This window comes from Pseudomonas sp. Irchel 3E13, assembly GCF_900187455.1.
Classification (GTDB): domain Bacteria; phylum Pseudomonadota; class Gammaproteobacteria; order Pseudomonadales; family Pseudomonadaceae; genus Aquipseudomonas.
Genome location: NZ_FYDX01000026.1, coordinates 23,605 through 39,742 on the forward strand (window position 1 = coordinate 23,605; position 16,138 = coordinate 39,742).

11 protein-coding genes and 1 pseudogene are annotated in these 16,138 nt (G+C 64.6%); 7 read left to right on the forward strand and 5 right to left on the reverse strand.

All coding sequences use genetic code 11. The features are described from left to right. Positions 1-18: 18 nt before the first annotated feature. The 3 genes from CKW37_RS30710 to CKW37_RS30720 are packed head-to-tail and all read left to right on the forward strand — an operon-like array spanning position 19 to position 4,922. Positions 19-1,371, forward strand: coding sequence for a TolC family outer membrane protein (locus tag CKW37_RS30710; protein ID WP_095159858.1), 1,353 nt, complete (start codon positions 19-21; stop codon positions 1,369-1,371). A gap of 34 nt (positions 1,372-1,405) precedes the next feature. Then, positions 1,406-3,559 (forward strand): type I secretion system permease/ATPase, encoded by a 2,154-nt coding sequence (locus CKW37_RS30715; RefSeq protein WP_095159859.1) that lies wholly within the window; start codon positions 1,406-1,408, stop codon positions 3,557-3,559. Beyond that, the gene (locus tag CKW37_RS30720; RefSeq protein ID WP_095159860.1) at positions 3,549-4,922 is read left to right on the forward strand and encodes an HlyD family type I secretion periplasmic adaptor subunit; all 1,374 of its coding nucleotides are present in this window, start codon (positions 3,549-3,551) and stop codon (positions 4,920-4,922) included. Before CKW37_RS30715 ends, CKW37_RS30720 begins: the two co-directional genes overlap by 11 nt. An 86-nt stretch (positions 4,923-5,008) precedes the next feature. Here the strand turns inward: CKW37_RS30720 and xpt are convergent, their stop codons facing one another. Next, positions 5,009-5,578 carry a xanthine phosphoribosyltransferase gene (xpt, locus tag CKW37_RS30725; protein WP_095159861.1) on the reverse strand — a complete coding sequence of 190 codons (570 nt, stop codon included), beginning with the start codon at positions 5,576-5,578 and terminating at the stop codon, positions 5,009-5,011. Between the two features lie 66 nt (positions 5,579-5,644). Beyond that, on the reverse strand, positions 5,645-7,654 hold the full coding sequence (rep, locus tag CKW37_RS30730) for a DNA helicase Rep (RefSeq protein ID WP_095159862.1): 2,010 nt from the start codon (positions 7,652-7,654) through the stop codon (positions 5,645-5,647). Between the two features lie 266 nt (positions 7,655-7,920). Here rep and CKW37_RS30735 point away from each other — a divergent pair, with 266 nt between their 5' ends. Then, entirely contained in the window at positions 7,921-9,585 is a 1,665-nt protein-coding gene (locus CKW37_RS30735) for a bifunctional diguanylate cyclase/phosphodiesterase (protein WP_095159863.1), read from the forward strand. 425 nt (positions 9,586-10,010) lie between these two features. On the opposite strand, the gene CKW37_RS30740 is transcribed toward CKW37_RS30735, so the two are convergent. Together CKW37_RS30740 and CKW37_RS32875 are read right to left on the reverse strand one after the other, a co-directional pair. Then, positions 10,011-11,393: a NorM family multidrug efflux MATE transporter gene (locus tag CKW37_RS30740; RefSeq protein WP_095159864.1), complete on the reverse strand. Its 1,383-nt coding sequence runs from the start codon at positions 11,391-11,393 to the stop codon at positions 10,011-10,013. Next, positions 11,371-11,526, reverse strand: a complete 156-nt coding sequence (locus tag CKW37_RS32875; RefSeq protein WP_159985348.1) for a hypothetical protein — start codon at positions 11,524-11,526, stop codon at positions 11,371-11,373. Before CKW37_RS32875 ends, CKW37_RS30740 begins: the two co-directional genes overlap by 23 nt. On the opposite strand from CKW37_RS32875, the gene CKW37_RS30745 reads away from it, so the two are divergent. From CKW37_RS30745 to CKW37_RS33885, 3 genes and pseudogenes are all read left to right on the forward strand, one after another. Next, the gene (locus tag CKW37_RS30745) at positions 11,525-12,469 is read left to right on the forward strand and encodes a LysR substrate-binding domain-containing protein (RefSeq protein WP_095159865.1); all 945 of its coding nucleotides are present in this window, start codon (positions 11,525-11,527) and stop codon (positions 12,467-12,469) included. The two genes, CKW37_RS32875 and CKW37_RS30745, sit on opposite strands and share 2 nt — an antisense overlap. Before the next feature lie 149 nt (positions 12,470-12,618). Next, a pseudogene (locus CKW37_RS33880) lies at positions 12,619-13,734 on the forward strand (Cache 3/Cache 2 fusion domain-containing protein); the annotation flags it as partial. Between the two features lie 135 nt (positions 13,735-13,869). Further along, on the forward strand, positions 13,870-14,601 hold the full coding sequence (locus CKW37_RS33885) for a methyl-accepting chemotaxis protein (RefSeq protein WP_371864352.1): 732 nt from the start codon (positions 13,870-13,872) through the stop codon (positions 14,599-14,601). A gap of 109 nt (positions 14,602-14,710) precedes the next feature. Here the strand turns inward: CKW37_RS33885 and CKW37_RS30755 are convergent, their stop codons facing one another. Continuing rightward, complete coding sequence (locus tag CKW37_RS30755; protein WP_095159867.1) at positions 14,711-16,093, reverse strand: VOC family protein; 1,383 nt, start codon at positions 16,091-16,093, stop codon at positions 14,711-14,713. Positions 16,094-16,138: the final 45 nt, after the last annotated feature.

The window sequence follows — 16,138 nt, forward strand, 5'->3', positions numbered from 1 at the left end:
CCCTGGGGAAAATACGAAATGCGTTTGCCCGTCCTGACTGCCGCAGCACTGTTTTTTGGCGCCAATTTTTGTTCCGCACAGACCCTGCCCCAAGCCATGCAACAAGCCCTCGAATCGCACCCGGAAATCCAGGCTGGAGTGAACGGTAGACTCGCGGCCGACAAACAGGTTCGCGTTGCCCAGGGCGGCTACCTGCCCAAGGTCGATGTGCTGGCCGGCTACGGCCGCGAAAGTACCGACAGCACCACCACCCGTGCCGCTGGCGGTAGCGACCACTGGGAAACCCTGAATCGCGGCGAGTCCAGCGTCCGTCTGCGGCAGATGGTGTTCGACGGCTTCGCCACCTCCAACGAAGTGGGTCGCCAGCAGGCCACCGCCAACTCCCGCGCCTATGCGCTGCTGGATTCCTCCGAGCGCACCGGCCTGGCCGTGTCCCGGGTCTATCTCGATGTGCTGATGCGCCGCGACATGGTGCGTCTGTCCGAGGACAACCTGCGCAGCCACGAACGCATTTACGATCAGATCCGCCTGCGCACCTCTCGCGGTGTAGGACGCCAGGCTGACATGGATCAGGCCGAAGCGCGCCTGGCCTCGGCAAAAAACAACCTGCTGACGGAACAAACCAACCTGGCCGATGCACAAACCAATTACCTGAGTGTCGTTGGTCAACTGCCCGATGAACTGAGCCCGCCTCCGCCGTTCATCGACCTGCTGCCAGCGACCCTCGATGAAGCCCGCCATCAAATGGTCGAAAGCAACCCGGCCCTGCGCTCGGCGGAATCGGACATCGCCGCCGCCGACAAGCAATACGAAACTGCCAAATCACGGTTCTACCCGCGCTTCGACGCCGAACTGGGCCGCAGCGCGAACAACAACGTCGACGGCGTGAGCGGACACAACAACGAGTGGCAGGCCATGGTGCGGATGAGCTTCAACCTGTACGACGGCGGTAGCGACAAGGCGGACCTGGAATCCAAGTCCTACATGGCGAGCCAGGCGCTGGATATTCGCAACAATGCCTTGCGTCAGCTCAATGAGGAGTTAGGCTTGGCGTGGAATGCTAAGCAGAACGCCGATGCGCAGGTGCCGATCGCTCAGCAATATGTCCAGCACAGCAGCAACGTGCGGACTGCCTACCAGAGCCAGTTTGGCCTCGGTGAGCGCACACTGCTCGACCTGCTCGACAGCGAGAACGAATTGTTCAGTGCCCAGCGCCGTCTGGCGGAAGTCAAAACCGTTCAACTGTTTACTCAGTACCGGATCAAAGCGACCATTGGTCAGTTACTCAGGAGCCAGGGCGTCGTGGCACCGATGGCAACCGTCGTACAGAACGACATCAAGCCCAGAGTAAACTTGCCCGGGCTCAACTGATTAACGGCCCCCCCTAGCCAGCAAGGAAGTCCGCGTGGATTCATCTGTCAGCAGAAACCTCACCCATGACCCGCGAAGCCTGCACGACGATCCGCTGCTGGACAGCCTGCTGTCGCTCTGCGTGTTGCACCAGAAGCCCGCGAGCCGCGCCATGCTCACCACGGGCCTGCCGCTGCCGGCGCAGCGCCTGAGTCCCGAGCTGCTCTCGCGAGCGGCGGCCCGGGCCGGGCTGCAAGGGCGCCTGTTGCAGCGCAAGCTGGAGCACATCCCGAGCATCGCCATGCCGACCATGCTGCTGCTCAAAGATGGGCGCAGCACCGTCCTGCTCGGCTGGGAGAATGAAAACACCGCGCGCCTGCTGCTCAGTGAGAGCGACGGCGGCGAGGTGCATGTCAGCCGCGAGGCACTGGAAGCGGACTACGCAGGCCGGGTGTTCTTCGCTCAGCCGCAGCACAAGTTCGATGTGAACCACGGCAACCTGATCCCCCGGGCCCGTTCCTGGTTCCGCGACACCCTCAAGCGCTCGCGCTGGCTCTACGCCGACGCCATCGCCGCCAGCCTGATCATCAACATCATCGCCATGGCCGCGCCGCTGTTCGTGATGAACGTCTACGATCGCGTGGTACCGAACCAGGCCACCTCGACCCTGTGGGTGCTGACGATCGGCATCGCCGGTGCGTATGTCTTCGACCTTATCCTCAAGGGCTTGCGCAGCCTCTGCCTCGATCTGGCCGGGAAAAAGACCGACCTGATCATTTCCGCCACGCTGTTCGAACGCATCGTCGGCATGTCGATGAAATACCGCCCGGCGCGGGTCGGCAGCTTTGCGCAGAACATCCACGAGTTTCAGGGGCTGCGCGACTTCCTCGCCTCCTTGACCCTGGCCAGCCTGATCGACCTGCCGTTCACCCTGCTGATCCTGATGGTGATCGGCATTATCGGCGGCCATCTGGTGTGGGTGCCCATCGTCGCCTTCCCGCTGGCCCTCGGCATCGGCTATGCCCTGCAGAGGCCGCTGACGGCGACGCTGGAGCGGACCATGGCCCTGGCCTCCGAGCGCCAGTCGAGCCTGATCGAGACCCTTGCCGGGCTGGATGCGGTCAAGGTCAACAACGCCGAAAGCGAACGCCAGTACATGTGGGAACAGACCATCGGCACCCTCAGCCGCCTTGAACTGCGGGTGAAAGTGCTGTCGGGCCTGGCGATGAATATCACTTTGTTGATCCAGCAACTGGCCGGGGTCGCGATGATCTGCTTCGGTGTCTACCAGATCATGGCCGGCAACCTCAGCATGGGCGGCCTGATCGCCTGCTACATGCTCAGCGGCCGGGCCCTCGGCCCGCTGGGCCAACTGGCCGGCCTGCTGACCCGCTACCAGCAGGCCAAGGTGACCATGGTGTCCACCGACCAGATGATGGAGCTGCCGCAGGAGCGCAATTTCGAAGAGCGCCCGCTGAGCCGTCAGGTCCTGCAGGGTGCCCTGGAATTCCGTGGTGTCGACTTCACCTACCCGAACCAGCAGAACCCCGCGCTGAAGAACATCAGCATGGCTATCCGTCCGGGCGAGAAGGTCGGCATTATCGGCCGCAGCGGCTCGGGCAAAAGCTCACTGGCCAAGCTGGTGGTGGGCCTGTACGAGGCCGACGCCGGCTCGCTGCTGGTGGACGGCGTGGATATTCGCCAGATCGACGTCAGCGAACTGCGCCACAACCTCGGCTATGTGCCGCAGGACATTCAACTGCTGGCCGGCACCCTGCGTGACAACCTGGTCAGCGGGGCGCGCTACGTCGAAGACGAGATGGTCTTGCAGGCCGCTGAGCTGGCCGGCGTGCACGAGTTCGCCCGGCTTCACCCGCAGGGTTATGAATTGCAGGTCGGCGAACGCGGCCAGAACCTTTCCGGCGGTCAGCGGCAGAACGTGGCCCTGGCCCGCGCGCTGCTGCTCAATCCGCAGATCCTGCTGCTCGACGAACCTACCGCGGCCATGGACAACACCGGTGAAGAGCGCCTCAAGCAGCGCCTGCAAGCGGTTATCGAACACAAGACGGTGGTGCTGGTGACACACCGCGCCTCGTTGCTGTCGCTGGTGGACCGGTTGATCGTCATCGACCGCGGGCAGATCGTCGCCGACGGCCCGAAAGCCGCCGTCATGGATGCGCTCAAGAAGGGGCAGATCAGTGTTGCTTAAGTCAGGAGTTGGGCGGTTCAAGGATGTCTTGCGCGGCTATTTCAAGGGTTCGCAATCGTTCGGCGGCGAGCCGCTGCCGGAGGTCAACAAGGCGCTGGTGGAAGATGCGCCGCGCATCGTCCGGCTGACCATCTGGGGCATCATCGCCTTCTTCCTGTTCCTGGTGCTGTGGGCCAACTTCGCCGTGCTGGACGAAGTCACCCGTGGTGACGGCAAGGCCATCCCGTCCTCGAAACTGCAAAAAATCCAGAACCTGGAAGGCGGTATCGTCGCGCAGATTTACGTCCATGAAGGCCAGGTGGTCGAGTCCGGGGCGCCGTTGCTGCGGCTGGACGACACCCGCTTCGTCTCCAACGTCGGCGAGACCGAGGCCGACCGCGTGGGCCTGTCCCTGCGGGTCGAGCGCCTGAGCGCCGAGGCCGAGGACCGGCCGCTGAACATCGACGCCGAACTGCGCAAAGCCGCGCCGAGCCAGGCGTCCAGCGAAGAATCCCTGTACCAGAGCCGGCGCCAGCAATTGCAGGACGAAGTCGGCGGCCTGCAGGAGCAATTGGTGCAGCGTCAGCAGGAACTGCGCGAGTTCTCCTCCAAGCAGGCGCAGTACCGCAACAGCCTGCAACTGCTGCGCCAGGAGATCGGCATGTCCGAGCCGCTGGTGGCGCAGGGCGCGGTGTCTCCGGTGGAAGTGCTGCGGCTCAAGCGCGCCGAAGTGGAAAACCGTGGCCAGCTCGATGCGACGTCCCTGGCGATCCCGCGGGCCGAGTCGGCGATCAAGGAAGTCGAGCGCAAGATCGACGAAACCCGTGGCAAGTTCCGCAGTGACGCGCTCACCCAGCTCAACGAGGCGCGCACCGACCTGAACAAAACCCAGGCCACCGGCAAGGCGCTGGAAGACCGGGTCAGCCGCACGCTGGTCACCTCGCCGGTGCGGGGCATCGTCAAGCAGGTGCTGGTCAACACCATCGGCGGCGTGATCCAGCCGGGCAGCGACCTGGTGGAGATCGTGCCGCTGGACGACACCTTGCTGGTGGAAGCACGGATCCGTCCGCAGGACATCGCCTTCCTGCACCCGGGCCAGGAAGCCATGGTCAAGTTCACCGCCTATGACTTCACCATCTACGGCGGCCTGAAGGCCAAGCTGGAGCAGATCGGTGCCGACACCATCACCGATGAAGAGGGCAACACCTTCTACCTGATCAAGCTGCGCACCGACCGCAGCCACCTGGGCACGGACGAGAAGCCGCTGCTGATCATCCCAGGCATGGTGGCTTCGGTGGATATCATCACCGGCAAGAAGAGCGTGCTGAGTTACCTGCTCAAGCCGATTATCCGGGCGCGGGCGGAGGCTCTTCGGGAGCGGTGATCAAGGTTTAACGTCCCGGCCATGAAAAAGCCCGCCGCCACATCACTGTGGCGGCGGGCTTTTTACATCCGGGCCGAGGGGCTCGGTCAGAGGAAGGTGACCTGGCCGCCTTCCAGTGATTTGACCCGGGCCAGCGATTCAACGCGGTAACCCTGGCTGTCCAGCTCGGCGCGGCCGCCCTGGAACGACTTCTCGATGACGATGCCCAGGCCGGCAACGGTCGCGCCCGCCTGCTTGATGATCGAGATCAGCGCCTGCGACGCCTTGCCGTTGGCCAGGAAGTCGTCGATGACCAGTACGCGGTCGCTGCTGTTGAGGTGACGCGGCGAGATGGCCACGGTGTTCTCGGTCTGCTTGGTGAAGGAATACACCGAGGCGGTCAGCAGGTTTTCAGTCAGGGTCAGGGACTGGTGCTTGCGCGCGAACAGCACCGGCACGCCGAGCTTCAGGCCGGTCATCACCGCCGGGGCGATGCCCGACGCTTCGATGGTGACGATCTTGGTCACGCCGGAGTCGGCGAACAGACGGGCGAACTCATCACCGATCAGTTGCATCAGCGCAGGGTCGATCTGATGGTTGAGAAACGCATCGACTTTCAGTACCTGGTCGGAAAGCACGATGCCTTCTTCGCGAATCTTCTGGTGCAGTGCTTCCACTGGTGTTTCCTCGGATGTAAGCAAAAGGCCCCGGCAATGAGCCAGGGCGATTAAAGGGGTGATTATCTACCGTTTGAGCATGGCACGGATATCGGCCAATGCCGTATTGCCTCGCGCTGCCTTGACCTCGGTGGGTGCGTCGTCCAGGCCTTCCCAGGCCAGATCGTCGGCCGGCAGCTCATCCAGGAAGCGGCTCGGCGAACAATCGATGATCTCGCCGTACTGCTTGCGCTTGGCGGCGAAGGTGAAGGCCAGGGTCTGGCGAGCCCGGGTAATGCCGACATACGCCAGGCGGCGTTCTTCCTCGATGGTGTCGGCTTCGATGCTGGAGCGGTGCGGAAGAATCTCCTCCTCCATGCCCATGATGAACACGTAGGGAAATTCCAGGCCCTTGGACGCGTGCAACGTCATCATCTGCACGCCCTCGGCGCCGTCCTCTTCTTCCTGCTGGCGCTCCAGCATGTCGCGTAGCACCAGCTTGCCGATGGCGTCCTCGATGGTCATGTCGCCGTCTTCGTCCTTCTCCAGCGTGCTTTTCAGCGCGTCGATCAGGAACCAGACGTTGCCCATGCGGAAGTCCGCGGCCTTGTCGCTGGAACTGTTGGTGCGAATCCAGTTTTCGTAATCGATGTCCATCACCATGCTGCGCAGCGCGGCGATCGGGTCTTCCAGCGCCACCTGCTCGCGGACCTTGTCCATCCAGGTCTTGAAGCGGTGCAGGCGGTCGGTGAAACGGGTGTCGAGGTGCTCGCGCAGGCCCAGCTCTTCGCTGGCGGCGTACATCGAAATCTTGCGCTCGGTGGCGTAGTTGCCGAGCTTTTCCAGGGTGGTCGAGCCGATTTCCCGGCGCGGCACGTTGATTACCCGAAGGTAGGCGTTGTCGTCGTCCGGGTTCACCAGCAGGCGGAAGTAGGCCATCAGGTCCTTCACTTCCTGGCGGCCGAAGAAGCTGTTGCCGCCGGACAGGCGGTACGGCACCTGATGGTGCTGCAGCTTCAGCTCGATCAGCTTGGCCTGGTAGTTGCCGCGGTAGAGGATGGCGAAATCGCTGTACGGGCGGTCGGTGCGCAGGTGCAGGCTGAGGATTTCCATGGCCACCCGCTCGGCCTCGGCTTCCTCGTTCTTGCAGCGGATCACGCGGATCTCGTCACCGTGGCCCATCTCGCTCCACAACTGCTTCTCGAACGCGTGCGGGTTGTTGGCGATCAGCACGTTGGCGCAGCGCAGGATGCGGCTGGTGGAGCGGTAGTTCTGCTCCAGCATGACCACTTTGAGCGACGGGTAGTCGTCCTTGAGCAGCATCAGGTTTTCCGGCCGCGCGCCGCGCCAGGCGTAGATCGACTGGTCGTCGTCGCCCACCACGGTGAACTGGTTGCGCGTGCCGATCAGCATTTTCACCAGCAGGTACTGGCTGGCGTTGGTGTCCTGGTATTCGTCCACCAGCAGGTAACGCACGCGGTTCTGCCACTTTTCGAGGATGTCGGCGTGCTCTTCGAAGAGTTTCACCGGCAGCAGGATCAGGTCGTCGAAGTCCACCGCGTTGAACGCCTTCAGTGTGCGCTGGTAGTGGGCGTAGACGATGGCGGCGGTCTGTTCCTTGGGGTTGCGGGCTTTTTCCAGGGCTTCGGGCGGCAGGATCAGGTCGTTTTTCCAGGCGCCGATCATGTTCTTGATCTCGTCGACGCCGTCGTCCCCGGAGTATTCCTTCTGCATGATGTCGGTCATCAGGGCTTTCACGTCGGTTTCGTCGAAGATCGAGAAACCGGGCTTGTAGCCCAGCCGCTGGTGTTCCTTGCGGATGATGTTCAGGCCGAGGTTGTGGAAGGTCGACACCGTCAGGCCGCGGCCCTCGCCCTTGCGCAGCAGGGTGCCGACCCGCTCTTTCATCTCCCGCGCGGCCTTGTTGGTGAAGGTCATGGCCACGATGTACTGGGCGCGAATCCCGCACTGCTGGATCAGGTAGGCGATCTTGCGGGTGATCACGCTGGTCTTGCCGGAGCCCGCGCCGGCAAGTACCAGAAGCGGGCCGCCGACGTAGTTCACGGCTTCTTGCTGCCGGGGATTGAGTCGGGACATGACGTAAACCGGGGGTGGTTGAAAAATAGCCGCGCAGTTTAACAGGGGATCGTCGCCATGGCGCGACCGTCTGACAGTGTGACGCAGCACAATATCCAGATTTGCCGGCTTTGCTACTTTCCATCAGGATGCGTGCCCGGATTGAACGGTTTTCCAGAAACGGCAACGCCGTGCTCCAAGTGAAAATCATTTACATTAGTGCGTGGTGTCGTTTTCCTATCATTCAGCGTCAATGACTGCGTCCGCGTGCTAACTAAGGAGAGAGCTTGTCTACGCCTGCCGAACCGTTGCGTTTGCTGCTGCTGGCCGAAGAGCCCGAATGGGCCGTCGCCCTTGGTGAATCGCTGTTGCCGTTGGCGGGCGCCGCGGTATTGCTGACGGCGCCGAGCTGGGAGTCGGTGGACAGCCTGTTCGCCCGCGACCGCAACGCCGTCGTCCTGGCCACGCCGGGTCGCCAGCCGGCGCCGGGCCGCTGCGACCTGCCGATGGTGCTGCTGCTGGACGCCGAACCGGCCAGTGCGCCGCCCGGCGTCAGCGACTGGCTGGTGCGCGGACAATTGGGCAGCGACACCGTGCGCCGCTGCCTGCGCCATGTGCGCGAGCGCGGTGTGCTGGAAAACACCCTGCAACGCCTCGCCGAGCAAGACCCACTGACCGGCATCGCCAACCGCCAGGGCTTCCAGACCCTGCTGGCGGCACGCCTGGCCGAGAACGAAGGCCGTGGCGTTGCCCTTGGCCACCTCGACCTCGACAACTTCCGCCATGCCAACGACGCCCTCGGCCACCAGGGCGGCGACCGCCTGATCCTGCAGGTGGTGGGCCGGCTCAAGAGCCAACTGGAAGCCGGTGACCGCCTTGCCCGCCTGGGCAGCGATGAATTCGCCCTGCTGATCGACACCCGCCGCGAGCCGCAACGCGCCGAGTGGATGGCCGAACGCATCGTCGAAGCCCTCGCCGAACCCTACTGGATCGACGGTGAAAGCCTGCTGGTCGGCTGCAGCCTGGGCGTCGCCCACGCCCGCGCGCTGGCCGGTGCCGACCCGCTGATGTGGCACGCGCACATCGCCATGCAGCAGGCCAAGAGCACCCACGGCTGCACCTTCCACATCTTCGACGAACGCATCAACCAGAACGCCCGCAGCATGGCCGACCTGGAAAGCGAGCTGCGCCGCGCCCTGCGCCGCGACGAACTGGAACTGCACTACCAACCGCGCCTTGACCTGAGCGAAGGCCGCATCGTCGGCCTCGAAGCCCTGGTTCGCTGGCGCCATGCCGAGCGCGGCCTGCTGCCGCCGAGCGAGTTCGTCCCGCTGGCCGAGCAGAGCGGGCTGATCGTGCCGCTGGGTTACTGGGTGATCTCCCGTGCGTTGCGCGATGTCCAGGTTTTGCGCGAGCGCGGGCTGGCGCCGCTGCACATGGCGGTGAACCTGTCGTTCCGCCAGTTCCAGGACAGCCAGTTGCTGGCGACCCTGAGCCGCTTGATCGTGCAGCACGGCGTCGATGCGCGCTGGCTGGAATTCGAACTGACCGAAACCGCGGTCATGCGCCGCAATGACCTGGTCAAACAGACCATGGACGCCCTCGGGCGGCTGGGCGTGCGTTTCTCGCTGGACGACTTCGGCACCGGCTTCTCGTCGTTCGTGCACCTCAACAGCCTGCCGATTGCCCTGCTCAAGGTCGATCGCAGCTTTGTCGCCGGCATGGAACAACGTGAAGAAAACCGCAAGCTGGTCCACGCCATGATCAACCTGGCGCACAACCTTCACCTCGAAGTGGTGGCCGAGGGTGTGGAAACCGTCGAGCAATTGGAGCTGTTGCGCAGTTTCGGCTGCGATCAGGTGCAGGGTTACCTGATCAGCAAGCCGCTGGCGATCGAGCCGCTGGTGGAGTTTTTGCTGGCGAATGCGGCGCAGCGGCCGGTGGCGTTGTAATCAACGCGGAGGCCAAAAGGCGCCAGTCAGCAGACCTGAGAATGGCGATCAGGCGCTAGCCGACAGTTTTTCAGCGCTCTCAAGATCGAGCGCCGCCCGGGCGGCGCATCGCGAGCAAGCTCGCTCCTACAGACAGAGGTTTGCAACGTGCCTATGTCTGTCAGGCCATGGTTGGCAGCCTTGTTTGTACGACGCGGTATCGAGTCGACCTCAACAGCTTCCCCGCGACTCATCGCCAAACGCCAAGGGCGGACAACACCTCTCTGGCAGGCCATGGCACGTTGCAACAAATGTAGGAGCGAGCTTGTCGGGGCGCCGAACCGTCGCGATGCGCCGCGCGGGCGGCGCTCGATCTTGATAGCGCTGAAGAACTATCGGCTAGCACCTGGTGAACCTGCGAGGATGTAGGTACCCCAGCAGCGATATCAAGGCCGAACAGGCATTCCCACACCCGCCCCGCCCATCATCCGCTTCATCCGCCATTCAAACGCCCACGTCAGGCAAATCGCCGCGCACGCCAGTCCCAGCGCCAGTCCCCACCACACCCCGACCGCGCCCATGCCCAACGGGAACGCCATGATCCACGCCGCTGGCGCACCAATCAGCCAGTAGCAGCACAGGCCGACCAGGAAGGTGGTCTTGGCGTCCTTGAGGCCGCGGATCGAGCCCATGGCGATGGTCTGGATGCCGTCGAACAGCTCGAACCACGCCGCCACCATCAACAGGCTCACCGCAAGCTGAATCACGCCGGTGAAGGCCGGGTTGTCGCGGTCGAGGAACAGGTTCACCAGCGGCTCCGGCACCAGCCAGAACAACACCGAGAAGCCCAGCATCAGCGCCGCGCCAAAACCGATGCCGATCCGCCCGGCATGCCGCGCCGCCAGCAGGCGATCAGCGCCGTAATGCAGGCCGACGCGCATGGTCACCGCATACGACAACCCCGCCGGCACCATGAACGCGGTCGAGACGATCTGCAGGGCAATCTGGTGCGCCGCCAGTTCGGTGCTGCCCATGGTGCCCATGCACAGCGCCGCGAAGGCGAACAGCCCGACCTCCACGGTGTAGGTGCCGCCAATCGGCAGGCCCAGCCGCCACAACTCGCGCAGGGCCGGCAGCGACGGCCGCGAAAGCTGCTTGCGAATCGGGTAGGGCGCGTAGGCCGGGTGCTTGCGGATATACAGCGCCAGGGCCACCGCCATGCAATTGGCGACGATCGCGGTGACCAGGCCGATGCCCATCAGGCCAAGTCTGGGCAAACCGAACATGCCTTCGATCAGCGCATAGTTGAGCAGGAAATTGAGCACCGTCCCCACCACGCTGATGACCATCACCGGCGACGAGCGCCCCAGCGCGCTGGTGAAACCGCGCAGCGCCATGAACGTCAGGTAGCCGGGCAGGGCGAACGGCAGCAACAGCAGGAACTGGCTGGCGTTTTCGACGTTGCCGGGCGTCTGCCCCAGCAGCAGGAGCACCGGCGACAGGTTCCACAGCACCAGCGCCGCCACCACCGCCATCACCCAGCCCAGCCACAGCCCGGCCTGGGTCAGGCGGGTGGCGCCGTCGGTGTCGCCGGCGCCGTGGCGGATCGCGACCAGGGTGCCCACCGCGGCAATCACGCCGAGGCAGAAAATCGACACGAACGAATAGCTCGCCGCGCCCAGCCCGCCGCCGGCCAGGGCTTCGGGGCTGATCCTGGCCATCATGAAGGTGTCGGTGAGCAGCATCAGCATGTGCGCCAACTGCGAGGCAATCAGCGGCCCCGCGAGCCGCAGAAGTGCCTTGAGTTCATGAGTCGACGCGGCCTGCATGATCGGTGTCCTTGCCTGAAGAAGAGAGAAGCCAGCAATTTTCGGCCTTTGCAGCGCGGCGCACAAAAGGATAAAAACGATCACTGGCATGATTAAAACTCATGCGAAGATGCGCGCCAGGAGGTTCGCCCATGTCCCAACGTCTTCCCCCGCTGTACGCGCTGCGCGCCTTCGAGGCGGCGGCGCGGCACAGCTCGTTCACCCGCGCGGCGGATGAGTTGAACGTCACCCAGAGCGCGGTGAGCCGGCATATCCGCACGCTTGAAGAACACTTCGCCTGTCGCCTGTTCGTCCGCAACGGTCGCAGCCTGCAACTCAGCGAAGCGGCGCGGCTGTTGCTGCCAGGCGTGCGCGAAGGCTTCGCCGCGCTGGAGCGCGCCTGCAGCACCCTGCGCAGCGAAGACGGCGTATTGCGCATGAAGGCGCCCTCGACCCTGACCATGCGCTGGCTGCTGGCGCGGCTGAGCCGCTTCCGCCATCTGCAACCCGGCAACGAGGTGCAACTGACCAGCGCCTGGATGGATGTCGACCATGTGGACTTCAACCAGGAGCCGTTCGACTGCGCGGTGCTGCTGGGCGACGGGCACTTTCCGCCGGACTGGGAAGTCAGCCGGCTGTTCGCCGAACTGCTGGTGCCGGTGGGTGCGCCCGAGTTGCTGAAAGAGGGCCCGTGGACCGTGGAGCGCCTGGCCGCCTGCGAGCTGCTGCACCCGACCCCGGACAAGCGCGACTGGCGCACCTGGCTGGCGCGCATGGGCCTGACCGAGCAGATTTCGCTCAAGGGCGGCCAGGTGTTCGACACCCTGGAGCTGGGCATGATCGCCGCGGCGCGGGGCTACGGCGTGTCGATGGGCGATCTGCTGATGGTCGCCGAGGACGTCGCCCAGGGCCGGCTCAGCCTGCCGTGGCCGTCGGCGGTGGCCAGCGGCCTGGATTACTTTCTGGTCTGGCCGCGCACCCGCCCCGGCGGCGAGCGCCTGCGCCGCCTGAGTGATTTCCTGCAGGGCGAAGCCCGGGCCATGCAGTTGCCAGAAGTGGAAATGCTGCAGGCAAATGAGCTCAACGGCAGCGAATGATCGTTTGCGCTGAATATCCGGGCGGGGCACTCAAGTAATCCGCTAAAAAGCCGAATCTAAAGGGCGAGGGCCTCAGGAGAAAGGCCCGGTCTTTTTATGCCGACGGTGCAGCGATCACGATGATCCCTGCCGGATTGCCAGGAGTTTTCATGTCTCGACCTCGCGCCCGAATTGCCTCGCAGCTCGGTATCGCCCTTGCCGCCGTGCTGGCCGTGGTGATTACCGGCAGCACCCTGTTCGCCCTGCGCTCCCTCGACCACGCCAACCTGATCACCCGTCAGGAACACTTGGCCAGCGAAGCGCGGTTGTTGGCCGACCAGCTCAACACCTTCCACAGCACCCTGCGTGAAAGCACCCAGCGCCTCGCCGGCCTGTTCGAACAGCGCTTCAAGAGCGGCCTCAGCGTGCAGGCCGGTACGTCGATTCCGGTGGCCGGGGTCGCGACGCCGGGCCTGTTCCTCGACGGTCAGGCGCTGAATAACGACTTCAGCGAAGTGGACGAATTCCGCAACCTGACCGCCGGCGCCGCCACCGTGTTCGTGCGCAGCGGCGACGACTTCGTGCGCATCAGCACCTCGCTGACCAAGCAGGACGGCAGCCGCGCCATCGGCACCCTGCTGGACCGCCAGCACCCGGCCTACGCCCGCCTCATGGCCGGGCAAGCCTACGTCGGCCGCGCGCTGCTGTTCGAGCGCTCGTACATGACCCAGTACACCCCGGTGCGCGACAGCGCCGGGCAAGTGATCGCCGTGCTGTTTGTCGGCTTCGACTACACGGACGCGCAGAACGCCCAGTTCGCCAACCTCAAGCGCTTCCGCATCGGCCAGACCGGCTCGCTGGCGCTGCTCGACGATCAGCAGCGCTGGCTGGTGGCGCCGGCCGGGGCGACCGCCAACGAGTCGGCCGCGCAACTGGGCGATGTGGTCGCACACCCTGGCGAGGGGCGCTTCTGGAATGACGGCAGCGAGGCGCTGTACAGCGTTGCCGCGCCGTTCGCCGATGGCCCGTGGACCGTGCTGGCGAGCATGCCCGAGGCGGAAATTCGCGCGGTGACCTGGAGCGTCGGCATACGCCTGGCCATCGGCAGCCTGCTGTCGATGCTGCTGGCGGTGGGCGCCACGCTCTGGCTGCTGCGGCGCAAGCTGCGCCCGCTGAGCGATCTGGTGCATCAGGCCGAAGCCCTCGGCGATGGCGATCTGAATGTGCGTTTGAAGGTGACTAGCCAGGATGAAATCGGCCAGCTCGCGCAGAGCTTCAACCAGATGGGCGAAGCGCTGGCGAGCATGGTTCTGCGGATTCGCGAGGCCGCGCAGCAGGTCGGCAACCGTGCCCACGCCCTGGCCGATTTGTCGTCCGGCGCCTGCGACGGCATGGAACAGCAGTCCGGCGAGATCAACAGCATGGCCGGCGCGGTGGAAGAGTTCAGCGCCACCTCGATGAACATCGCCGACAGCATGGGCAGCACTGAGCGCATGGCTCAGGACAACGCCCAGCAGACCCGCATCGGTCGTTCATCGATGGAGGACGCTTCGTCGTCCCTGCAACAGATTGCCGGCGCGTTGGGTGACACCGCCAAGGTCATCGACATCCTCGGCGCCCGCTCCCAGGAAATCGGCGGCATTGTCGGGGTGATCACCTCGATTGCCGAACAGACCAACCTGTTGGCGCTCAATGCCGCCATCGAAGCCGCGCGGGCTGGCGAGCAGGGCCGCGGCTTTGCCGTGGTTGCCGACGAAGTGCGCAGCCTCGCGGCGCGCACCCGCAAGGCCACCGATGAAATCTCGGTGATGATCGACAGCGTGCAACAGCAGACTGGCAACGCCATCAGCACCATGGAGCAGGGCAATCGCCTGATGCAGGAAGGTCTGGAACGGAATGTCCGGGTGGCCGAGGCGCTGATGCGAATCGACGAGCAGAGCCGCAGTGCCGGCGAGCAATTCGCCGCCATCACCACCGCAACCCAGGAACAGAGCGCCACGGCCACGTTGCTCAGCAGCAACCTGCAGAGCATTGCGCTGGCCAACAGTGAACAGCGGGAAGTGGCGAGCAACCTTGCGGCGACGGCGCGCGAGCTGGAGGGTTTGGCGGGGCAGTTGCGGGAGGAAGTGGGGCGGTTTCGGGTCGGGCGTTGACTAGAGATTGGGGCCACTTCGTGCCCCTTCGCGAGCAAGCTCGCTCCTACAGGGTTTTGATCCGGTGTGCGCCGGTGACCTGTAGGAGCGAGCTTGCTCGCGAAGCACTTCAGACATGCAACATCAACGCCTCAGCACAAGCCGCAAGCGACCGCCGCTCACTCTCCGCATACAACTCCAGTTCGTCCTGCACCCGCCGCCCCAGCGCGTCCTCGAACGCGTCGCGGTTGGCATTGCTGCCATATTCCGCCTGACCGTCATCCCCAAGGTTGGACTGGAAGATCCCCGCCGCGCTGACCGGCAGAAAGTCCTCGTACACCAGCGCCTCATAGTGGATATGCCCGGCCTCGATCAGCGCCTCCAGGCCGGTCGGCCGCTGCGCTGAATCCCGCGCGGCGAGGCCCTTTTCCGTCGGGAAATAACGGAAATACGCCAGGCCCTGCTCGCGCATCTGCCGCAGGTCGTCCGGGAACGCGCGGAACTGCTCGGCCAGCAGGCTCATGTAGCGGTTGGCATTGCTTTCGGCCGGCGCGCCGCCCAAGGCGTCGCGGGTGGCGTCGAGCAGTTGGTCGTAGAGCTGGCGCCCTTTCGGCGTCAGCGCCGCGCCGCGCTGTTCGATTTCTCCGAAGCGCGCGGTGTGGCTGCCCTCGGCGTCACTGAAGGCGATGGTCTCCTGCAACGCCTTGAAGCTGGTCTGCCGCAGCAGGATCGGATGGCGCCGGGTGGGCGGGCCTTCGATCACCGCCTTGGGCGGAATCCCCGCGGCCGGCATGCCGAGCTGGATCGCGTCGATATCCAGGGTGCGCGGGGTCAGGTGATTGATATGCGGGCCTTTGAACGCCACCACATCGGCGATCAAACGGTGCTGGTCGTGCAGTTGCGTGTACTGCTCGGCGGTCACCGTCGCCTCATGGTGCCAGCGGAAGGTGTGCAGGGCTTCGTTGACGAACGCGCTGGCATCCTCGTCATTAAGGCCGCCATCGCGCTCGCTTTGTTCGATCAGTTGCAGCGCGCGCGGGGTGAAGATCTGCCGCTGTTCGAGGATCGAGCGGGCCAGCTCGCGCAGGGCCGGATCGTCGATCAGTTCCAGGCGCAGCAGCGAGGTGAAGACCCGGAACGGGCTGATATGCAGCGACTGTTCATGCACCGGGCGAAACGCCGTGGAATGCACCGGCACGCCCGCCGGGCTGAGGTCGTAATAACCCACGGGCTGCATGCCCATGACCGCGAACAGGCGGCCGATGGTGGCCAACTCTTCCGCCGTGCCGACGCGGATGGCGCCGTGGCGCTCCTGGTCGAGGCGTTCGATTTCGCCGGTCCAGCGCAGGGCCTCGGCGACTTCCGGCCGGCTGGCCATCACCTGTCGATTGACCTCGCTCACCAGCGTCAGCAGCGTGCCGTAGAGCGGGACTTCCTGCTTGTACATAAGCGACATGGCGGTGGAGAACCGTGCGCGGATGTGGTCCGGGCTGACGAAATCTTGAGCGGGCATCGCAAGCTTCCTGGTGAGTAATCGGGGCACTGATACATGAAAGCG

What these genes read in the sequence shown, in the direction of transcription:
- CKW37_RS30710 (WP_095159858.1), top strand. Translation starts at nt 19, where the DNA reads ATGCGTTTGCCCGTCCTGACTGCCGCAGCACTGTTTTTTGGCGCCAAT.
- rep (WP_095159862.1), bottom strand. Translation starts at nt 7,654, where the DNA reads ATGTCCCGACTCAATCCCCGGCAGCAAGAAGCCGTGAACTACGTCGGC.
- CKW37_RS30740 (WP_095159864.1), bottom strand. Translation starts at nt 11,393, where the DNA reads ATGCAGGCCGCGTCGACTCATGAACTCAAGGCACTTCTGCGGCTCGCG.
- CKW37_RS30745 (WP_095159865.1), top strand. Translation starts at nt 11,525, where the DNA reads ATGTCCCAACGTCTTCCCCCGCTGTACGCGCTGCGCGCCTTCGAGGCG.
- CKW37_RS32875 (WP_159985348.1), bottom strand. Translation starts at nt 11,526, where the DNA reads ATGGGCGAACCTCCTGGCGCGCATCTTCGCATGAGTTTTAATCATGCC.
- CKW37_RS33885 (WP_371864352.1), top strand. Translation starts at nt 13,870, where the DNA reads ATGGCCGGCGCGGTGGAAGAGTTCAGCGCCACCTCGATGAACATCGCC.
- CKW37_RS30755 (WP_095159867.1), bottom strand. Translation starts at nt 16,093, where the DNA reads ATGCCCGCTCAAGATTTCGTCAGCCCGGACCACATCCGCGCACGGTTC.